The sequence below is a fragment of the Pseudomonas sp. Root401 genome (genome assembly GCF_001425105.1).
GTDB classification, from domain to species: Bacteria; Pseudomonadota; Gammaproteobacteria; order Pseudomonadales; family Pseudomonadaceae; genus Aquipseudomonas; species Aquipseudomonas brassicacearum.
Genome location: NZ_LMDO01000064.1, coordinates 102,273 through 117,098, shown reverse-complemented (window position 1 = coordinate 117,098; position 14,826 = coordinate 102,273). Strand labels below are relative to the sequence as shown.

At 62.1% G+C, this 14,826-nt stretch carries 11 protein-coding genes; 5 read left to right on the top strand and 6 right to left on the bottom strand.

What is annotated here, in order from left to right; genetic code table 11:
- Nucleotides 1-441 precede the first annotated feature (441 nt).
- Entirely contained in the window at nucleotides 442-1,467 is a 1,026-nt protein-coding gene (locus tag ASC85_RS27840; RefSeq protein WP_057452201.1) for a LacI family DNA-binding transcriptional regulator, read from the bottom strand.
- A gap of 255 nt (nucleotides 1,468-1,722) precedes the next feature.
- Between ASC85_RS27840 and ASC85_RS27835 the strand changes: the two genes are divergently transcribed.
- A complete protein-coding gene (locus tag ASC85_RS27835; RefSeq protein WP_057452200.1) occupies nucleotides 1,723-3,876 on the top strand; it encodes a WG repeat-containing protein in 2,154 nt (717 codons plus the stop codon).
- 163 nt (nucleotides 3,877-4,039) lie between these two features.
- Here the strand turns inward: ASC85_RS27835 and ASC85_RS27830 are convergent, their stop codons facing one another.
- Entirely contained in the window at nucleotides 4,040-4,393 is a 354-nt protein-coding gene (locus tag ASC85_RS27830; protein ID WP_057452199.1) for a hypothetical protein, read from the bottom strand.
- Nucleotides 4,394-4,835: 442 nt separating this feature from the next.
- Here ASC85_RS27830 and ASC85_RS27825 point away from each other — a divergent pair, with 442 nt between their 5' ends.
- On the top strand, nucleotides 4,836-9,704 hold the full coding sequence (locus ASC85_RS27825) for an NAD-glutamate dehydrogenase (protein WP_057452198.1): 4,869 nt from the start codon (nucleotides 4,836-4,838) through the stop codon (nucleotides 9,702-9,704).
- Nucleotides 9,705-9,822: 118 nt separating this feature from the next.
- On the opposite strand, the gene ASC85_RS27820 is transcribed toward ASC85_RS27825, so the two are convergent.
- The 3 genes from ASC85_RS27820 to pdxR form a co-directional block, all read right to left on the bottom strand.
- Complete coding sequence (locus tag ASC85_RS27820; RefSeq protein WP_057452197.1) at nucleotides 9,823-10,227, bottom strand: cupin domain-containing protein; 405 nt, start codon at nucleotides 10,225-10,227, stop codon at nucleotides 9,823-9,825.
- Between the two features lie 257 nt (nucleotides 10,228-10,484).
- Nucleotides 10,485-10,766, bottom strand: a complete 282-nt coding sequence (locus tag ASC85_RS27815) for an antibiotic biosynthesis monooxygenase family protein (protein ID WP_018614356.1) — start codon at nucleotides 10,764-10,766, stop codon at nucleotides 10,485-10,487.
- 121 nt (nucleotides 10,767-10,887) lie between these two features.
- Nucleotides 10,888-12,321 (bottom strand): MocR-like pyridoxine biosynthesis transcription factor PdxR, encoded by a 1,434-nt coding sequence (gene pdxR / locus ASC85_RS27810; protein ID WP_057452196.1) that lies wholly within the window; start codon nucleotides 12,319-12,321, stop codon nucleotides 10,888-10,890.
- 195 nt (nucleotides 12,322-12,516) lie between these two features.
- Between pdxR and ASC85_RS27805 the strand changes: the two genes are divergently transcribed.
- A complete protein-coding gene (locus tag ASC85_RS27805; protein ID WP_003202631.1) occupies nucleotides 12,517-12,957 on the top strand; it encodes a carboxymuconolactone decarboxylase family protein in 441 nt (146 codons plus the stop codon).
- A gap of 126 nt (nucleotides 12,958-13,083) precedes the next feature.
- Here ASC85_RS27805 and ASC85_RS27800 read toward each other — a convergent pair whose 3' ends face one another.
- Entirely contained in the window at nucleotides 13,084-13,437 is a 354-nt protein-coding gene (locus ASC85_RS27800) for a hypothetical protein (protein ID WP_057452195.1), read from the bottom strand.
- A gap of 201 nt (nucleotides 13,438-13,638) precedes the next feature.
- Between ASC85_RS27800 and ASC85_RS27795 the strand changes: the two genes are divergently transcribed.
- Together ASC85_RS27795 and ASC85_RS27790 are read left to right on the top strand one after the other, a co-directional pair.
- Nucleotides 13,639-14,271, top strand: a complete 633-nt coding sequence (locus ASC85_RS27795) for a secretin and TonB N-terminal domain-containing protein (protein ID WP_046062742.1) — start codon at nucleotides 13,639-13,641, stop codon at nucleotides 14,269-14,271.
- Entirely contained in the window at nucleotides 14,268-14,813 is a 546-nt protein-coding gene (locus ASC85_RS27790; RefSeq protein ID WP_057452194.1) for a sigma-70 family RNA polymerase sigma factor, read from the top strand. The genes ASC85_RS27795 and ASC85_RS27790 overlap by 4 nt, the downstream gene beginning before the upstream one ends.
- Nucleotides 14,814-14,826 lie beyond the last annotated feature (13 nt).

The window sequence follows — 14,826 nt, the reverse complement described above, 5'->3', positions numbered from 1 at the left end:
CGAGCCGAACGCCTCGGACCGTTGCAGGGCCAGCGCCAGGGCCGGGTTGGGCCTGGGCTGACCGGCGAGCCACAGCTCCAGTGGCGACGAGAAAACACTTTGCAGCCCCAGGGCGCGAGCGCGAGCGGCCAGCTTGGCGGGCTGTTCGGTGGTGAGCAATTCTTCGCGCCATTCGATGCGCGAGGCGCCGGCGGCTGCCAGCAGATCGATGAAGCTGCCTTGGCCTTGTTGCCGTACCAGCTCGGCGCCGTAGCTGGAAAGGCTGATGGAGACGGGTGGGTTGTTCATTGTTTTTATACCTCTGAAACCGGTTTCAGTTTTGTGCAAAAAAAGGTGGTGTGCTTCAGGACCTCATCGCGAGCAAGCTCGCTCCCACACGGGATCTGCGTCGCGCTGGAAATCCCTGTGGGAGCGAGCTTGCTCGCGATAAGGCCGGCCCGATCATCCAGAAACCCCAAGCGTCGACCCACGCTCGATCAACCGCGCTGCAAAATCGAGGGTCCGCACTGGCCCTTTGTCCCCACGCAAACGCTTGAGCAGACAGTCGAACGCACTGGCGCCGATCTCCGCTGTCGGTTGGGCCAGGGCCGTGATGCCGCTGCCCACCAAGGGGTACCAATCCAGATCGTCGAGGGCAATCAGGCCTACGTCGTCGAACAAGTGGCAACCGAGCTCGCGCAACACCGTCGTGGCGGCCAGCGCGGCAATGCCATTGGCACAGAACAGCGCCTTGGGGCCTTGCCCCGGTTGGGCCAGGAAAGCCTTGATGCGCGCGCTCAATTGGTCGCAGGTTTCCACCACGGCTCCGGTCAGGGCAGGGCGTCGCATGAGGCCAGCCTTGAAACTCTCGACCCGTTCGATTCGTGAACTGGTGCCGTCGAACGGTTCAGTCACCAGCAACAGATCGCGGTAGCCCCGTTGTTCGAGGTGATCGAGGGCCATCTCGACGGCCTTTGGGTTGTCCAGCCCGACCAGGTCGCTGTCGAGTTGATCGACCTTGCGATCCACTAGCACCAGGGGCATTTCGCTGCGCAGTTCAAACAGTTCGTCACGGTGGTGACCCAGGGTGTTCACGATCAACCCTTCGATGTTGTAGGCGCGCAACAGCGCCAGGTGCTGGCGCTCCTGCTCGTCATCACGGTCGGTGTTGCACACCACCAGGCTGTAGCCATGGCGACGACAGGCGGTTTCCACGCCATGCATCACGGCAATCGAATAGGGGTTGCGGATATCGGCCACCAGCATGCCGATCAGGCGTGTGCGCCCGCGCTTGAGGCCGCGGGCCATCTGGTTCGGCCGATAGCCCAGCTCGCTGATGGCTTGCTCGATACGCTTGGCAATGGCCTCGGAGAGCAGGGCGCGGTCCTCGCCGATGAAACGCGAGACACTGGCCTTGGAGACCCCGGCGCGTTCGGCGACGTCGAGCATGGTCACGCGGCTGCGTTGGGCGGCGGAGAAAGAATTCACGGACTGAAACCTGCTTATTGGATTTATTAGCGGTTCTGAAACCGGTTTCAGGAAACATCAGAATCCATCCCTCCGTCAAGGGCGACGTGTCGGAGGCACGACCGACGGTGGTTCACTTCAGCCGGACATGGGCGACGATCCAGGCAGGTCGGCAGGCCGAAGTAACAGAACAGGCCCTCCAGGGCGATTTGCAGCGCGTAAGGCCGTGTGGTTAGCTGCCTGCCTTCCCCAACCCCTTTGACGACCGAAGCCTCCATGAACTTCTCCCAGCCTCGCGTGAAATTGCTGTCGATACTGAGCGTGACCTTGTTGGTGGTGGGCGGTGCGTTCTACACCGTGTTTCGCCACAGCGGCGCGCCGGTGGATGAAGGTTTCGCCGCCGAGCAACTGAACGAAGGGGGCATGGAAGACATCGGCATGCTGGCACTGCCCGAGGTGGAGAAACGCCTCAACTATTTGATTCAGGACACCGGTGAAACCCTCCGCTCCCTGGAGTTGGTCAGTGACGCGCAATTGAGCCTGAGCATTGAGACGACCGAGCCTGCCGACGAGCGGCCGTTGCAGTACGAACCGCTGTTTGTCCCACTCACCAGTGCGCAACTGAAAGCTGAACTGGCCTCGATCCAGGGCCTGCGTTTTGCCCAGAGGCTATTCGCCGACGGTTCCGAAGTGAGGCTCGACACCAGCAATCTTGATCCGCTCTGGAAGCGCGCCGCGACGCCGGATGAGCCGGCGGCCGAGCAGTACATGCCGCAGCGCCTGCGGTTTCGCGATGGCAGCGAAAAAACCTTCGCCGATCTCAAGGCGCCGCCCAAGGTCGAGTCCGACGACATGATCGCGTCCCATGACGCCTTTGCACTTGCGGTGAACAAACCGCTGGCGAGTCTCGGCCTGACGGTCGCTTACCGCAGTTATCCGGCGTTCAGGAAAGTGGTCCTGGACAAGGATCACCCGAAGGTGACCCTGGACGATGGCCAGTCCTTCCAGCTCACCGCCCTGGGTGACGCCAGCGCCTCTGTGCGCCTGAGTACGCCGAAACTGTCGACCTTCGTGGTGCAGGGGCTGGACGACGCGGGCAAGGCGCTCTACAGCAATGGCAACAACTCCCGCGCGTTCCCCTCCGAAGGCGATATCGCGGCGTTGCATGATTATTACAAGGCGCTGCTGCAGACCAAGGACGATCTCAAGCAGCTCAAGACCGGCCAGGCTGTACAGCAGCAGTTGGAACGCCTGACCCAGGCGCTGGCCGCTCAGGTGGGGCCGTTGAAAAACACCGAGGTCGACTATCAATTCGAGGCCACCCCGCAACGCATTGTCATTCATGTGCTCGATCCGATGGAAGACAACAGCGTTGAGTTCACCCAGGTCGACAACGTCCTGGCGGAGCAGGCGCGTTACATCGCTCTGGACCGGAACGCCGAGCGCTACGGCTTCATCGACCAGGCCGGCCAGTGGTTGATCAAGCCCCGTTGGGTGCAGGTGCAAGATAGCCAGATGGCCGATACCTACACGTTGTTTTCCCCGGAAAAGTCCAGCGACCCGGACTCGGACTGGCAGGCATTGCGCAGCCAGCTCGCCTATTTTCCTGCTGGCAGCAACAAGCTCGTGGACCTGCCGTTCGAATACATCACCGAAACGTTGAGCAATGGCCTGCTGTTGGTGGAGCGGGAAACCAACGGACCTTATGGGCTCTACGATGCCAAGGGGCATCGTTTCGTATTGCCGATGAAATTCGTCAACCCCACCGTGACTGGCAACGTATTCATCGCCCGTCTCGGCAAACGAACCGATGTCATGGAAGGCCTCTACGGCGCCTATACCCTGGGCGGCAAGGAAATCCTGCCGGCGCAGTTCTCAGGCATCGAGCACAGCGAGGGTTTGCTCTACGCCAGCTCTGCCGACCGGAGTCGTCAGGACGTTTTCGACTTGGACGGTAAACGGATCAACCTGCAGGGTGACAACGCGATAGGCCGTTTTGTCGGGCAGCAACCGCTGTTGGTGCAGGACGCTAAAAGCAGGAAGTTTGCTTTTATCAATCGCCAGGGTGCGCGGCTGCCCATCAAGTTACCGTATGACGAGGTGGAACCGTTTTCCAACGGCATGGCGGTGGTCGCACGCGCCGGCAGCTATGGCGCCATCGACCTGACGGGCACCTTACGAGTCCCGCTGGAGTACAACCAGCTCAACGCGTTCCAGACTCGGTATGCAGCGGCCATTCGGGCCGGTGGTGGTTCCGGGCTGGTCCTGATTAGTCAAAACAACAAACTGATCAAGGAACTGGGGTCCTATGTCAGCCTGGAAGTGCCGGATAATGGCAATGAGGCCCGTTATTACGTGAGGGACCCGAAGGATAGTGACGCGTACCTGGCCTATGACGCTGACGGCAATCTGGTACAAAAAGACGACTAACAGCCGGTGCACGGATCCTGTGGCGAGGGAGCTTTGATCGTTCCTCACGCTCCGCGTGGGAATGCCGCCAGGGACGCTCCGCGTTCCGCTTCTGGAAGGTGACGCAGAGCGTCACGGGATGCATTCCCACGCAGAGCGTGGGAACGATCAACGCCGACAGGAATCAGAGCTGGCTTATATAGGTACCCGTCCCCTTGAGGATGTTCTGCAACGTCAGTTCCACTTCCGCCAGGTCCGCCGCATCGGTGTCGTGGATGATCTCCAGCATGTCGTCGCCGTTCAACGCATCGGCATCCGCCGCCGCAATCTCAATCAGCAAGCGGGTAGGGCTCAGCGTGACTTTCACGCCGTCCAGCGTCGAAGGCTCGCCATCCAGGGCAATCTCCAGTTCGTCTTCGTCGGGGTAGCGGGTCATCAGGAACATTTCACCCTGGGCGCTGTGGCAGCAGAGCATGGCCATGTTGTCTTCTTCGTCGTCGCACGGATTGGCGATCAGCAGGGTGGTGGTCATTTGCATGGTGATGGCTCCTGGCTCGATGAGCCGAAAAAAGTGGATTTTGCCAGCCTGGAGGACTTTGCGGTGGATTACCGCAATCGGGCTGCGATTTCACACTGCCAGGTGCCGTTTCGCCCCTGGGCTGCTAGGGTTGTTCGATGAACTCGGGCCGGTTTAGCTTGCCGATGACCGAATATGTCGCAGCGCTGCAAGCAGGCACATTGTCGCACTCGTTAAGCTGCGCAACGGATGTGCACCTGCAAAGGCCACCCCGGAGTGGTTTTTGCAGGTGTCCATGACATGAAATTACATGGAAAAGGATGTGACCTGCCGGTCCTGTCCAGCTTCACCCACCTGTCATCCTGTTTCCTCTGCCCGAGAATCAGGAACGGGATGGCCGACAGCCCCGCAGGGGTTGCACGCGACGCTTCAATCAATAACAAGCCCAAGCGGAGTACCACAGATGGCGTTCTTCACCGCAGCCAGCAAAGCCGACTTCCAGCATCAACTGCAAGCGGCACTGGCGCAGCACATCAGTGAACAGGCACTGCCACAAGTGGCGCTGTTCGCTGAACAATTCTTCGGCATCATTTCCCTCGATGAACTTACCCAGCGCCGGTTGTCCGACCTTGCTGGCTGCACCCTGTCTGCCTGGCGCCTGCTTGAGCGCTTCGACCACACGCAACCGCAGGTGCGCGTCTACAACCCCGATTACGAACGCCACGGCTGGCAGTCGACCCACACGGCAGTGGAAGTGCTGCACCACGACCTGCCATTCCTGGTGGATTCGGTCCGCACCGAGCTGAACCGTCGCGGCTACAGCATCCATACCCTGCAAACCACCGTGCTGAGCGTGCGTCGCGGCAGCAAGGGCGAGTTGCTGGAAATCCTGCCCAAAGGCACCCAGGGCGACGACATCCTGCAAGAGTCGTTGATGTACCTGGAGATCGACCGCTGCGCCAACGCCGCCGAACTCAACGTCCTGAGCAAGGAACTTGAGCAAGTGCTGGGCGAAGTGCGCGTGGCCGTGGCCGACTTCGAACCGATGAAAGCCAAGGTCCAGGAAATCCTCGACAGCCTGGACAGCAGCGCCTACGCCATCGACGCTGATGAAAAGAGCGAGATCAAGAGTTTCCTGGAATGGCTGGTGGGCAACCACTTCACTTTCCTGGGCTACGAAGAGTTCGTGGTTCGCGATGAGGCCGATGGCGGCCACATCGAATACAACCCTGATTCGTTCCTGGGCCTGACCAAATTACTGCGCGCTGGCCTGACCGCCGAAGACCTGCGCATCGAAGACTACGCCGTCAATTACCTGCGCGAACCGACGCCGCTGTCGTTCGCCAAGGCCGCGCACCCGAGCCGCGTGCACCGTCCGGCCTACCCGGACTACGTGTCGATCCGTGAAATCGACGCCAACGGCAAGGTCATCAAGGAATGCCGCTTCATGGGCCTGTACACCTCTTCGGTGTATGGCGAGAGCGTGCGGGTCATCCCGTACATCCGCCGCAAGGTCGCGGAAATCGAGCGTCGCTCGGGCTTCCAGGCCAAGGCGCACCTGGGCAAGGAACTGGCCCAGGTGGTCGAAGTGCTGCCCCGTGACGACTTGTTCCAGACCCCGGTGGACGAGCTGTTCAGCACCGTCATGTCCATCGTGCAGATCCAGGAACGCAACAAGATCCGCGTGTTCCTGCGCAAAGACCCGTATGGTCGTTTCTGCTACTGCCTGGCCTACGTGCCACGCGACATCTACTCCACCGAAGTGCGCCAGAAGATCCAGCAAGTGCTGATGGATCGCCTGAAGGCCTCGGACTGCGAGTTCTGGACCTTCTTCTCCGAATCCGTGTTGGCCCGCGTGCAGTTGATCCTGCGAGTGGACCCGAAGAACCGTCTCGACATCGATCCGGTCCTGCTGGAAAAAGAAGTCGTGCAGGCCTGCCGCAGCTGGAAGGACGACTACGCCAGCCTGGTCGTCGAGAGCTTCGGCGAAGCCCAGGGCACCAACGTGCTGTCGGATTTCCCGAAAGGCTTCCCGGCCGGCTACCGCGAGCGCTTTGCCGCGCACTCGGCCGTGGTCGACATGCAACACCTGCTGAGCCTGAACGAAAAGAACCCGCTGGTCATGAGCTTCTACCAGCCGCTGGGCCAGGTCTCCGGCCAGCGTGAGCTGCACTGCAAGCTGTATCACGCCGACACGCCGCTGGCGTTGTCCGACGTGCTGCCGATCCTGGAAAACCTCGGCCTGCGCGTGCTGGGCGAGTTCCCGTACCGCCTGCGCCACACCAACGGCCGCGAGTTCTGGATTCATGATTTCGCGTTCACCGCCGCCGAAGGCCTGGACCTGGACATCCAGCAACTCAACGACACCTTGCAGGACGCCTTCGTCCACATCGTGCGTGGCGATGCCGAGAACGATGCGTTCAACCGCCTGGTGCTGACCGCCGGCCTGCCATGGCGCGACGTGGCGCTGCTGCGTGCCTACGCCCGTTACCTGAAGCAGATCCGCCTGGGCTTCGACCTGGGTTACATCGCCAGCACCCTGAACAACCACACCGACATCGCTCGCGAGTTGACCCGGTTGTTCAAGACCCGCTTCTACCTGGCGCGCAAACTCACTGGCGATGACCTGGAAGACAAGCAGCTGCGCCTGGAGCAAGCGATCCTCTCGGCCCTGGACGACGTCCAGGTGCTCAACGAAGACCGCATCCTGCGTCGCTACCTGGACCTGATCAAGGCCACCCTGCGGACCAACTTCTACCAGACCGACGCCAACGGCCAGAACAAGTCCTACTTCAGCTTCAAGTTCAACCCGCACCTGATCCCGGAACTGCCGAAACCGGTGCCCAAGTTCGAGATCTTCGTCTACTCGCCACGGGTCGAAGGCGTGCACCTGCGCTTCGGCAACGTTGCCCGCGGCGGCCTGCGCTGGTCCGACCGTGAAGAAGACTACCGCACCGAAGTGCTGGGCCTGGTAAAAGCCCAGCAAGTGAAGAACTCGGTGATCGTGCCGGTGGGCGCCAAGGGTGGTTTCCTGCCACGTCGCCTGCCATTGGGCGGCAGCCGGGACGAGATCGCGGCCGAGGGCATCGCCTGCTACCGCATCTTCATCTCGGGCCTGTTGGACATCACCGACAACCTGAAGGACGGCGCACTGGTACCGCCGGCCAACGTCGTGCGTCATGACGACGATGACCCGTACCTGGTGGTGGCGGCGGACAAGGGCACTGCGACCTTCTCCGACATCGCCAACGGCATCGCCATCGACTATGGCTTCTGGCTGGGCGATGCGTTCGCCTCCGGCGGTTCGGCTGGCTACGACCACAAGAAAATGGGCATCACCGCCAAGGGCGCGTGGGTCGGCGTGCAGCGCCACTTCCGCGAGCGCGGCATCAATGTCCAGGAAGACAGCATCACCGTGGTGGGCGTCGGCGACATGGCCGGCGACGTGTTCGGCAACGGCTTGTTGATGTCCGACAAGCTGCAACTGGTCGCGGCCTTCAACCACCTGCACATCTTCATCGACCCGAACCCCGAGCCTGCCAGCAGCTTTGCCGAGCGCAAGCGCCTGTTCGACCTGCCGCGTTCGGCCTGGAGCGACTACGACACCAGCATCATGTCCGAAGGCGGCGGTATCTTCTCGCGCAGCGCGAAGAGCATCGCCATCTCGCCACAGATGAAAGAACGCTTCGACATCAAGGCTGACAAGCTGACCCCGACCGAGCTGCTCAATGCCTTGCTCAAGGCACCAGTGGACCTGTTGTGGAACGGCGGTATCGGCACCTACGTCAAGGCCAGCACTGAAAGCCACGCCGACGTCGGCGACAAGGCCAACGATGCATTGCGCGTGAACGGCAACGAACTGCGCTGCAAGGTCGTGGGCGAGGGCGGCAACCTGGGCATGACCCAACTGGGTCGCGTCGAGTTCGGCCTCAATGGCGGCGGTTCCAACACCGACTTCATCGACAACGCGGGCGGCGTGGACTGCTCCGACCACGAAGTGAACATCAAGATCCTGCTCAACGAAGTGGTGCAGGCCGGCGACATGACCGACAAGCAACGCAACCAGTTGCTGGCGAGCATGACCGACGAAGTCGGTGGCCTGGTGTTGGGCAACAACTACAAGCAGACCCAGGCCCTGTCCCTGGCGGCGCGCCGTGCCTTCGTGCGGATCGCCGAATACAAGCGTCTGATGAACGATCTGGAAGGCCGCGGCAAGCTGGATCGCGCCATCGAGTTCCTGCCGTCTGAAGAGGCGATCAACGAGCGTGTCGCGGCGGGCCATGGCCTGACCCGTGCCGAACTGTCGGTGTTGATCTCCTACAGCAAGATCGACCTCAAGGAAGCGCTGCTCAACTCCCTGGTACCGGACGACGATTACCTGACCCGTGACATGGAGACGGCTTTCCCGCCGACGCTGGTGAACCAGTTCTCCGAGGCCATGCGTCGCCATCGCCTCAAGCGCGAGATCGTCAGCACCCAGATCGCCAACGACCTGGTCAACCACATGGGCATCACCTTCGTTCAGCGGCTCAAGGAGTCTACGGGCATGAGCCCGGCGAACGTGGCGGGTGCGTATGTCATCGTTCGGGATATCTTCCACCTCCCGCACTGGTTCCGTCAGATCGAAGCCCTGGACCACCAGGTCTCGGCCGACGTGCAACTGGAGCTGATGGACGAGTTGATGCGCCTGGGTCGTCGCGCCACGCGCTGGTTCCTGCGCAGCCGCCGCAACGAGCAGAACGCTGCCCGTGACGTCGCGCACTTCGGTCCGCACCTGGCCGCGTTGGGCCTCAAGCTCGACGAACTGCTGGAAGGTCCGACCCGCGAAGGCTGGCAGACCCGCTACCAGGCCTACGTGGCCGCCGGTGTGCCGGAACTGCTGGCGCGCATGGTTGCCGGCACCACGCACCTGTACACCCTGTTGCCGATCATCGAGGCGTCCGACGTCACCGGCCAGAACGCCGCCGACGTGGCCAAGGCCTACTTCGCCGTGGGCAGCGCCCTGGACATCACCTGGTACCTGCAACAGATCAGCGCACTGCCGGTGGAAAACAACTGGCAGGCACTGGCCCGTGAAGCGTTCCGCGATGACATCGACTGGCAGCAACGGGCGATCACCATCTCGGTCCTGCAGGACGGCGACGCGACCCAGGACGTGGAAACCCGCCTGGCGCTGTGGCTTGAGCAGCATCACGAAATGGTCGAGCGCTGGCGCGCCATGTTGGTGGACATCCGTGCCGCCAGCGGCACCGACTACGCCATGTACGCGGTCGCCAACCGCGAACTGCTGGACCTGGCGTTGAGTGGTCAGGCGGTCGTGACGGCCAACTGATCCGGCGTTGAATGAAAAAGCCCCGCATTGAGAGATGCGGGGCTTTTTTTTTAGATTCGCTGTGAGTCCCTGTGGGAGCGAGCAAGCTCGCTCCCACAGGGGGGCTGTGCTGGGGCCGTTAGTTTTTCAGCGGTATCAACACCGCTTCATCCTCACCCATCACCATGAACACCAACAATTTTGCCGGCTGGCTCGTGCTGGCGTTTCTCGAGACCAGGTGCTCGGACCCCGCCGCTTCATACCAGAACTCCCCAGCCTTGTAGGTCTTCGCCGGCTCACCCTTGACCTGGGAAGTGATGGCGCCTTCCAGTACGTAGGCCATGGCCGTGCCCTCATGCTTATGGGCAATGGACGCTTGGCCGGGGGCATAGTCGACGGAAAGCATCATGGTTTTTTTACCTGGAACGTTTTTCAGCAATTGCTCCTGCAGCACCGTGACCTTCTCCGAAGGCGCGGCTTCGTGGGCGTAGGCCTGGGTAATGGGCAGCAGACCGAGGGCGGCGATCAGACAGAGCGTTTTCATGAAGGTATGGCCTGTGTGGTTTCGAGTGATTTCGCGCTGTCGCGGCGATGGATTCACCCTAAGCCCCACGGTGGGGCAAGCAAACGTCCAATCTTTCGGAAGGTGGGTAGACCAATACCGCGATCCACCCAATTTGAAAGGTACCCCCTGTAGGAGCTGCCGAAGGCTGCGATCTTTTGATCTTTCGCTTGAGACTCAATTGGATTGGGCAAGATCGCAGCCTCGTTGCACTCGGCAGCTCCTACAGGCGCGGGGTGTCAGCTATTGAAGTCGACGCTGCGCGCCAGTCGGTTGTCGATCAGACTGATGAAGCCTTGCACTTCCGGGCAGTTGAAGTGGGCTTGCATGGCCGCTTCCGACTGCCAGCGGGCACTGACGTTCCAGCGGTCGCCATCGTCCGGGCAACGGTCGACCAGGTAGGCATCGCAGCCCGGCTGGGCACGCAGGGTCTCGACGATTTGCTGCAATTGCCGGCCCAGTTCTTCCGAGCGACCGGCGGCGGCTTGCACCTGTACGGTATTGATCACTTGACGAGACATTGTTCAGGCTCCTGAATCAAGTCGCAGGGGTTTGCTCAACATCAATCACACCCGTGCAGGATAGGCCCGCGGGGGCAAGGCTCAAACAGCCAATGGGCGGATAAATGCCCAGTCCAATCCCTCAGGCCACTTGCTGCAGAATGTCGCGCAAGCGGTCCAGGGCGATGTCGATGTCCAGGGTTTCGATCGCGCCGAAACCAAAGAACAGGCCTGGCCGCACCGGGGCCTCGTTGAAAAAGCCATCAAGGCGGTAGAGCCCGACTTCGGCTTTTTTCGCCAACTCGATCACCAATGCCAGGTCCACCGGGACCTTGCACAACACCGCCATATGAAAGCCCGCGGTGGTGGGCACGGCCTCGAACCAGGGCGACAAGTCCCCGCCCATGCGGGCCAGGATTCGCTCGCGGCGACCGGCATACAGGGTGTGGCAGCGGCGGATATGCTTGAGCAGGCAACCCTCGGCGATGAACTTCGCCAGCGCCCACTGGGGCAGGGTGGAGGTGTGCTGGTCGGTGAGGCGCTTGGCCAGGATCACCGCTTCAAGAATCGCTGGTGGCAGGATCGCATAGCCGAGGCGCAGTTCCGGCAATAAGGTCTTGGAGAAGGTGCCGACGTACGCCACGATCCCGCGCTCATCCATGCTCTGCAGTGAATCGGCGGGCCTGCCTTCGTAGCGGAATTCGCTGTCGTAGTCGTCTTCGATGATGATCGCCCCCAGCTCATAGGCCCGCGCCAGCAAGGCCTCGCGGCGGGCCTGGCTCATGGGCATGCCCAGGGGAAACTGGTGGGAGGGCGTCACATAAATCAACCGTGTGCCGTCGGGAATGAGGTCGATCCGCATGCCTTGCTCGTCCACCGGCACTCCGACCACCGTGGCGCCCTGGGAGCCGAACAGCAAGCGCGCCGGCGGGTAGCCCGGATCTTCCATGGCCACCAGGCTGCCGGGCCGGGTCAACACTCGCGAGATCAGGTCCAGGGCCTGCTGCGCGCCGTTGCACACCACCACGTCTTCATCCTGGCAATTGACCCCGCGGGAAAACGCGATGTGCCGGGCAATGGCATTGCGCAGCGACGGCAGGCCTTCGGGCTGGCTGTAGAAGCCCTTGGCGCTGGCGATCTGGCGCAGCGCGTGGGCCGTGCAGCGCCGCCAGTCGTCCAGCGGAAACTGGCCCTTGCCCGTGGCGCCGCCGATGAAGTCGTAGCGCAACGCACCTTCGAGGGTGGGATGGCGCATCAGGTCGGGCATGGTGCGCCAGGCTTCGACGACGTCGGCGCCGGCCAGCTCGCGGTGGCTCTGTTTGCGCACGATCCTGGCCGGCCGTGCGTTGACGTAGGTGCCTTTGCCGATGATGCCGGTGAGCAGGTTTTCGTAGGTCAGTTGGGCATAGGTGTCGGAGACGGTCTTGCGCGAGACTCCCAGTTGTTCGGCCAGCAGGCGGCTGGGTGGCAGTTGCGTGCCGGCCGCCAGGCGACCGCTTTCGATGGCGCTGCGTAATTGTTGATACAACTGGCTCGACAGGTCCTTGCGGCCGTTGATGACAACATGAAGTTCCATACCCGCAAGCTCCTGGGCGATTGTTGGGCCGCCAGCGTCAAAGGCGCAAGATTACCCGCATTGTGCGACTGCATAGAAGTTGCGTGGGGAAAATCCTGCCCATTGGACTTGTCTCCGGGTTTTTCGGGATATTGGACCTGTCATTGGCCGGTCCCAGGGCCTAGCGTGAAGGTCTCGAATACCACGGAGCCCGCCATGAGCCCGCGTCTGGATTACTACACTGCATCGCCTGGGGCGATGAAAGCCATGATCGGCCTGGAAGCCCTGACCAGTCGCCTGAGTATCGAACCGGCGCTGCTGCACCTGATCAAGATCCGCGCTTCACAACTCAATGGCTGTGCCTTTTGCACCGACATGCATTCGGTGGAGGCGCGACGCCAGGGCGAGACCGAGCGGCGGCTCTACGCGGTGGCGGTGTGGCGCGACAGCGGTTTTTTCACCGCCCGCGAACGCGCCGCCCTGGCCTGGACCGAGGCGGTGACGCTGTTGGCTGAGAGCCAGGTGCCGGACGACGTCTATGCCCAGGCCCGGGCCTGCTTCAGCGAGGAGGAACTGGTGGACCTGACCCTGGCGATCAGCACCATCAACAGCTGGAACCGGCTGGCGGTGAGTTTTCGCCAGAGTCCGGGTGGCTGATCCGCGAGGGCCAACTGTGGGAGCAAGGCTTGCCCGCGATGAACGATGATGAGGTGAATCTGGCGGACCGTGTCGCCTGGATCGCGAGCAAGCTTTGCTCCCACAGAGCAGGTCTGTCGTATGCCTCTATTTATTTCCATTGGGCAGCGGCGAGGTGTTGGTCGGAGCCGGCGGCCGCTGGGGCTTGACCGAAGTGCCAAACGTATTGCCCATGCGCACGCCAGTGGCCGCCGGGGTTGCCAGGCCGATGCTGTTCGGCGCGCGTTCGTTGATCGGCACACTCATGGCGTCCTGGGCCCGTTGCGCAGCTGTTGCAGCCTGCGGGTCGTTGCCCATCTGCCGGCTCAGGCAGTTGTAGTCGGGGGTCTTGTAGCCACCGACGGTCACCTCGATACACGCCGGGGCTTCTTCGCCCTGGGCCCACGGCAGGGCCAGGAGCAGCCCGAGGCCGGCCATCATTTTCGTCCACTGGTTCATCATCGACCTCCTGCCCGTCACACCCGACGGTTCGTTGTCTGGGCACCAGTCTAGTGCGGCCCGGAGGATTTGTATCAGATGTCATACGACATTCATAAACACCCCTCAGGATGACGGTTTTCAACGGATACGTCAGTCGTGCAGCAGGGCAGAGCCGGGGGCGGACGCGGGCGTGGATTGACCAGGGCGCCCTTGCGGTGGCTGATGGTGGTGCTGTGTCTGCTGGCCGGGCCGATCCAGGCGGTCGGCCTGGTGGACCTGGACATCGCGCCCCAGGAACTGACCACGGCGCTGGAGCAGTTCAGCCGGGCGACGGGCATGGCGGTGCTGGTGGACCACCAGTTGTCGAGCCAGCGCCATACGCTGGGTGTCCAGGGGCAATTCACACCTTCCGAAGGGTTGAGGGTGTTGCTCAGCGGCACCGGGCTGGCGGCGCACTATGCCCGGGAGGATGCGTTCACGTTGCAGCCGGTGCAGGTCCGCGAGGTGCCGCTACCTCCCGGCGTCACCCCAGGCTTGAGTGACAGCAACTACGCGGCAGCGATCCAGACGGTCATCCAGCGCAATTTGTGTCGTTCACCGTTGACCCGCCCAGGCAGTTTCCGGGCGGTGCTGCAAGTGTGGATCGGCCGGGACGGCGTGGTCCAGCACAGCCGCCTGGTCAGTTCCACGGGCGATCTGATGCGGGACAAGGCCTTGGTCAACAGTTTGCAAAACCTCAGGATCGACCGCCCGGCGCCCAGCTCGTTGCGCCAGCCGGTGACCCTGCTTTTGTTACCCGACTCATCAGGAAGAAGCATGGAATGCATAGCAGGGGAAGGGGTGTCCGGGCGATGAAAGACTCCGGTCGCAGCCCGTTGGTGAAGTTGTTCCTCACCTCGTACGAGGATTTCAAGGTGCGCCTGCGCAGACGCCTGGGCTCCGAGGAACTGGCCAACGATGTGTTGCATGAAACCTACCTGCGGGTCGATCGCATGGTCGATACCCAGGAGATTGCCCAGCCCAACGCTTATTTATATCGCATGGCCCTGAACATCGCCGCCGACCGTCGACAGGCCGATGCGCGTCTGCTCACCGGCGATGAAATCGAGGAATTGCTGCAGGTCTCGGATGAAGCGCTGGATCCGGCCCGGGTGGTGGGCGGGCAGAAGGAGTTGCAGACCCTGCTCAAGGCCTTGTACGAACTGCCGTCGCGCCGTCGCAGGATTTTCATCGCCGCACGCCTGGAGGAAGCGCCGCACCTGGAAATCTCCCAGCGCTTCGGTATTTCCACGCGCATGGTGGAGAAGGAAATCAAGGCTGCGTTGGGGCACTGCGCCCTGCGCCTGGAAAGAAAAGTCATTCAGCGGTTCGGTCCCGGCGCGGGAAAACCGTCTTGAGAGTAGAGACCCG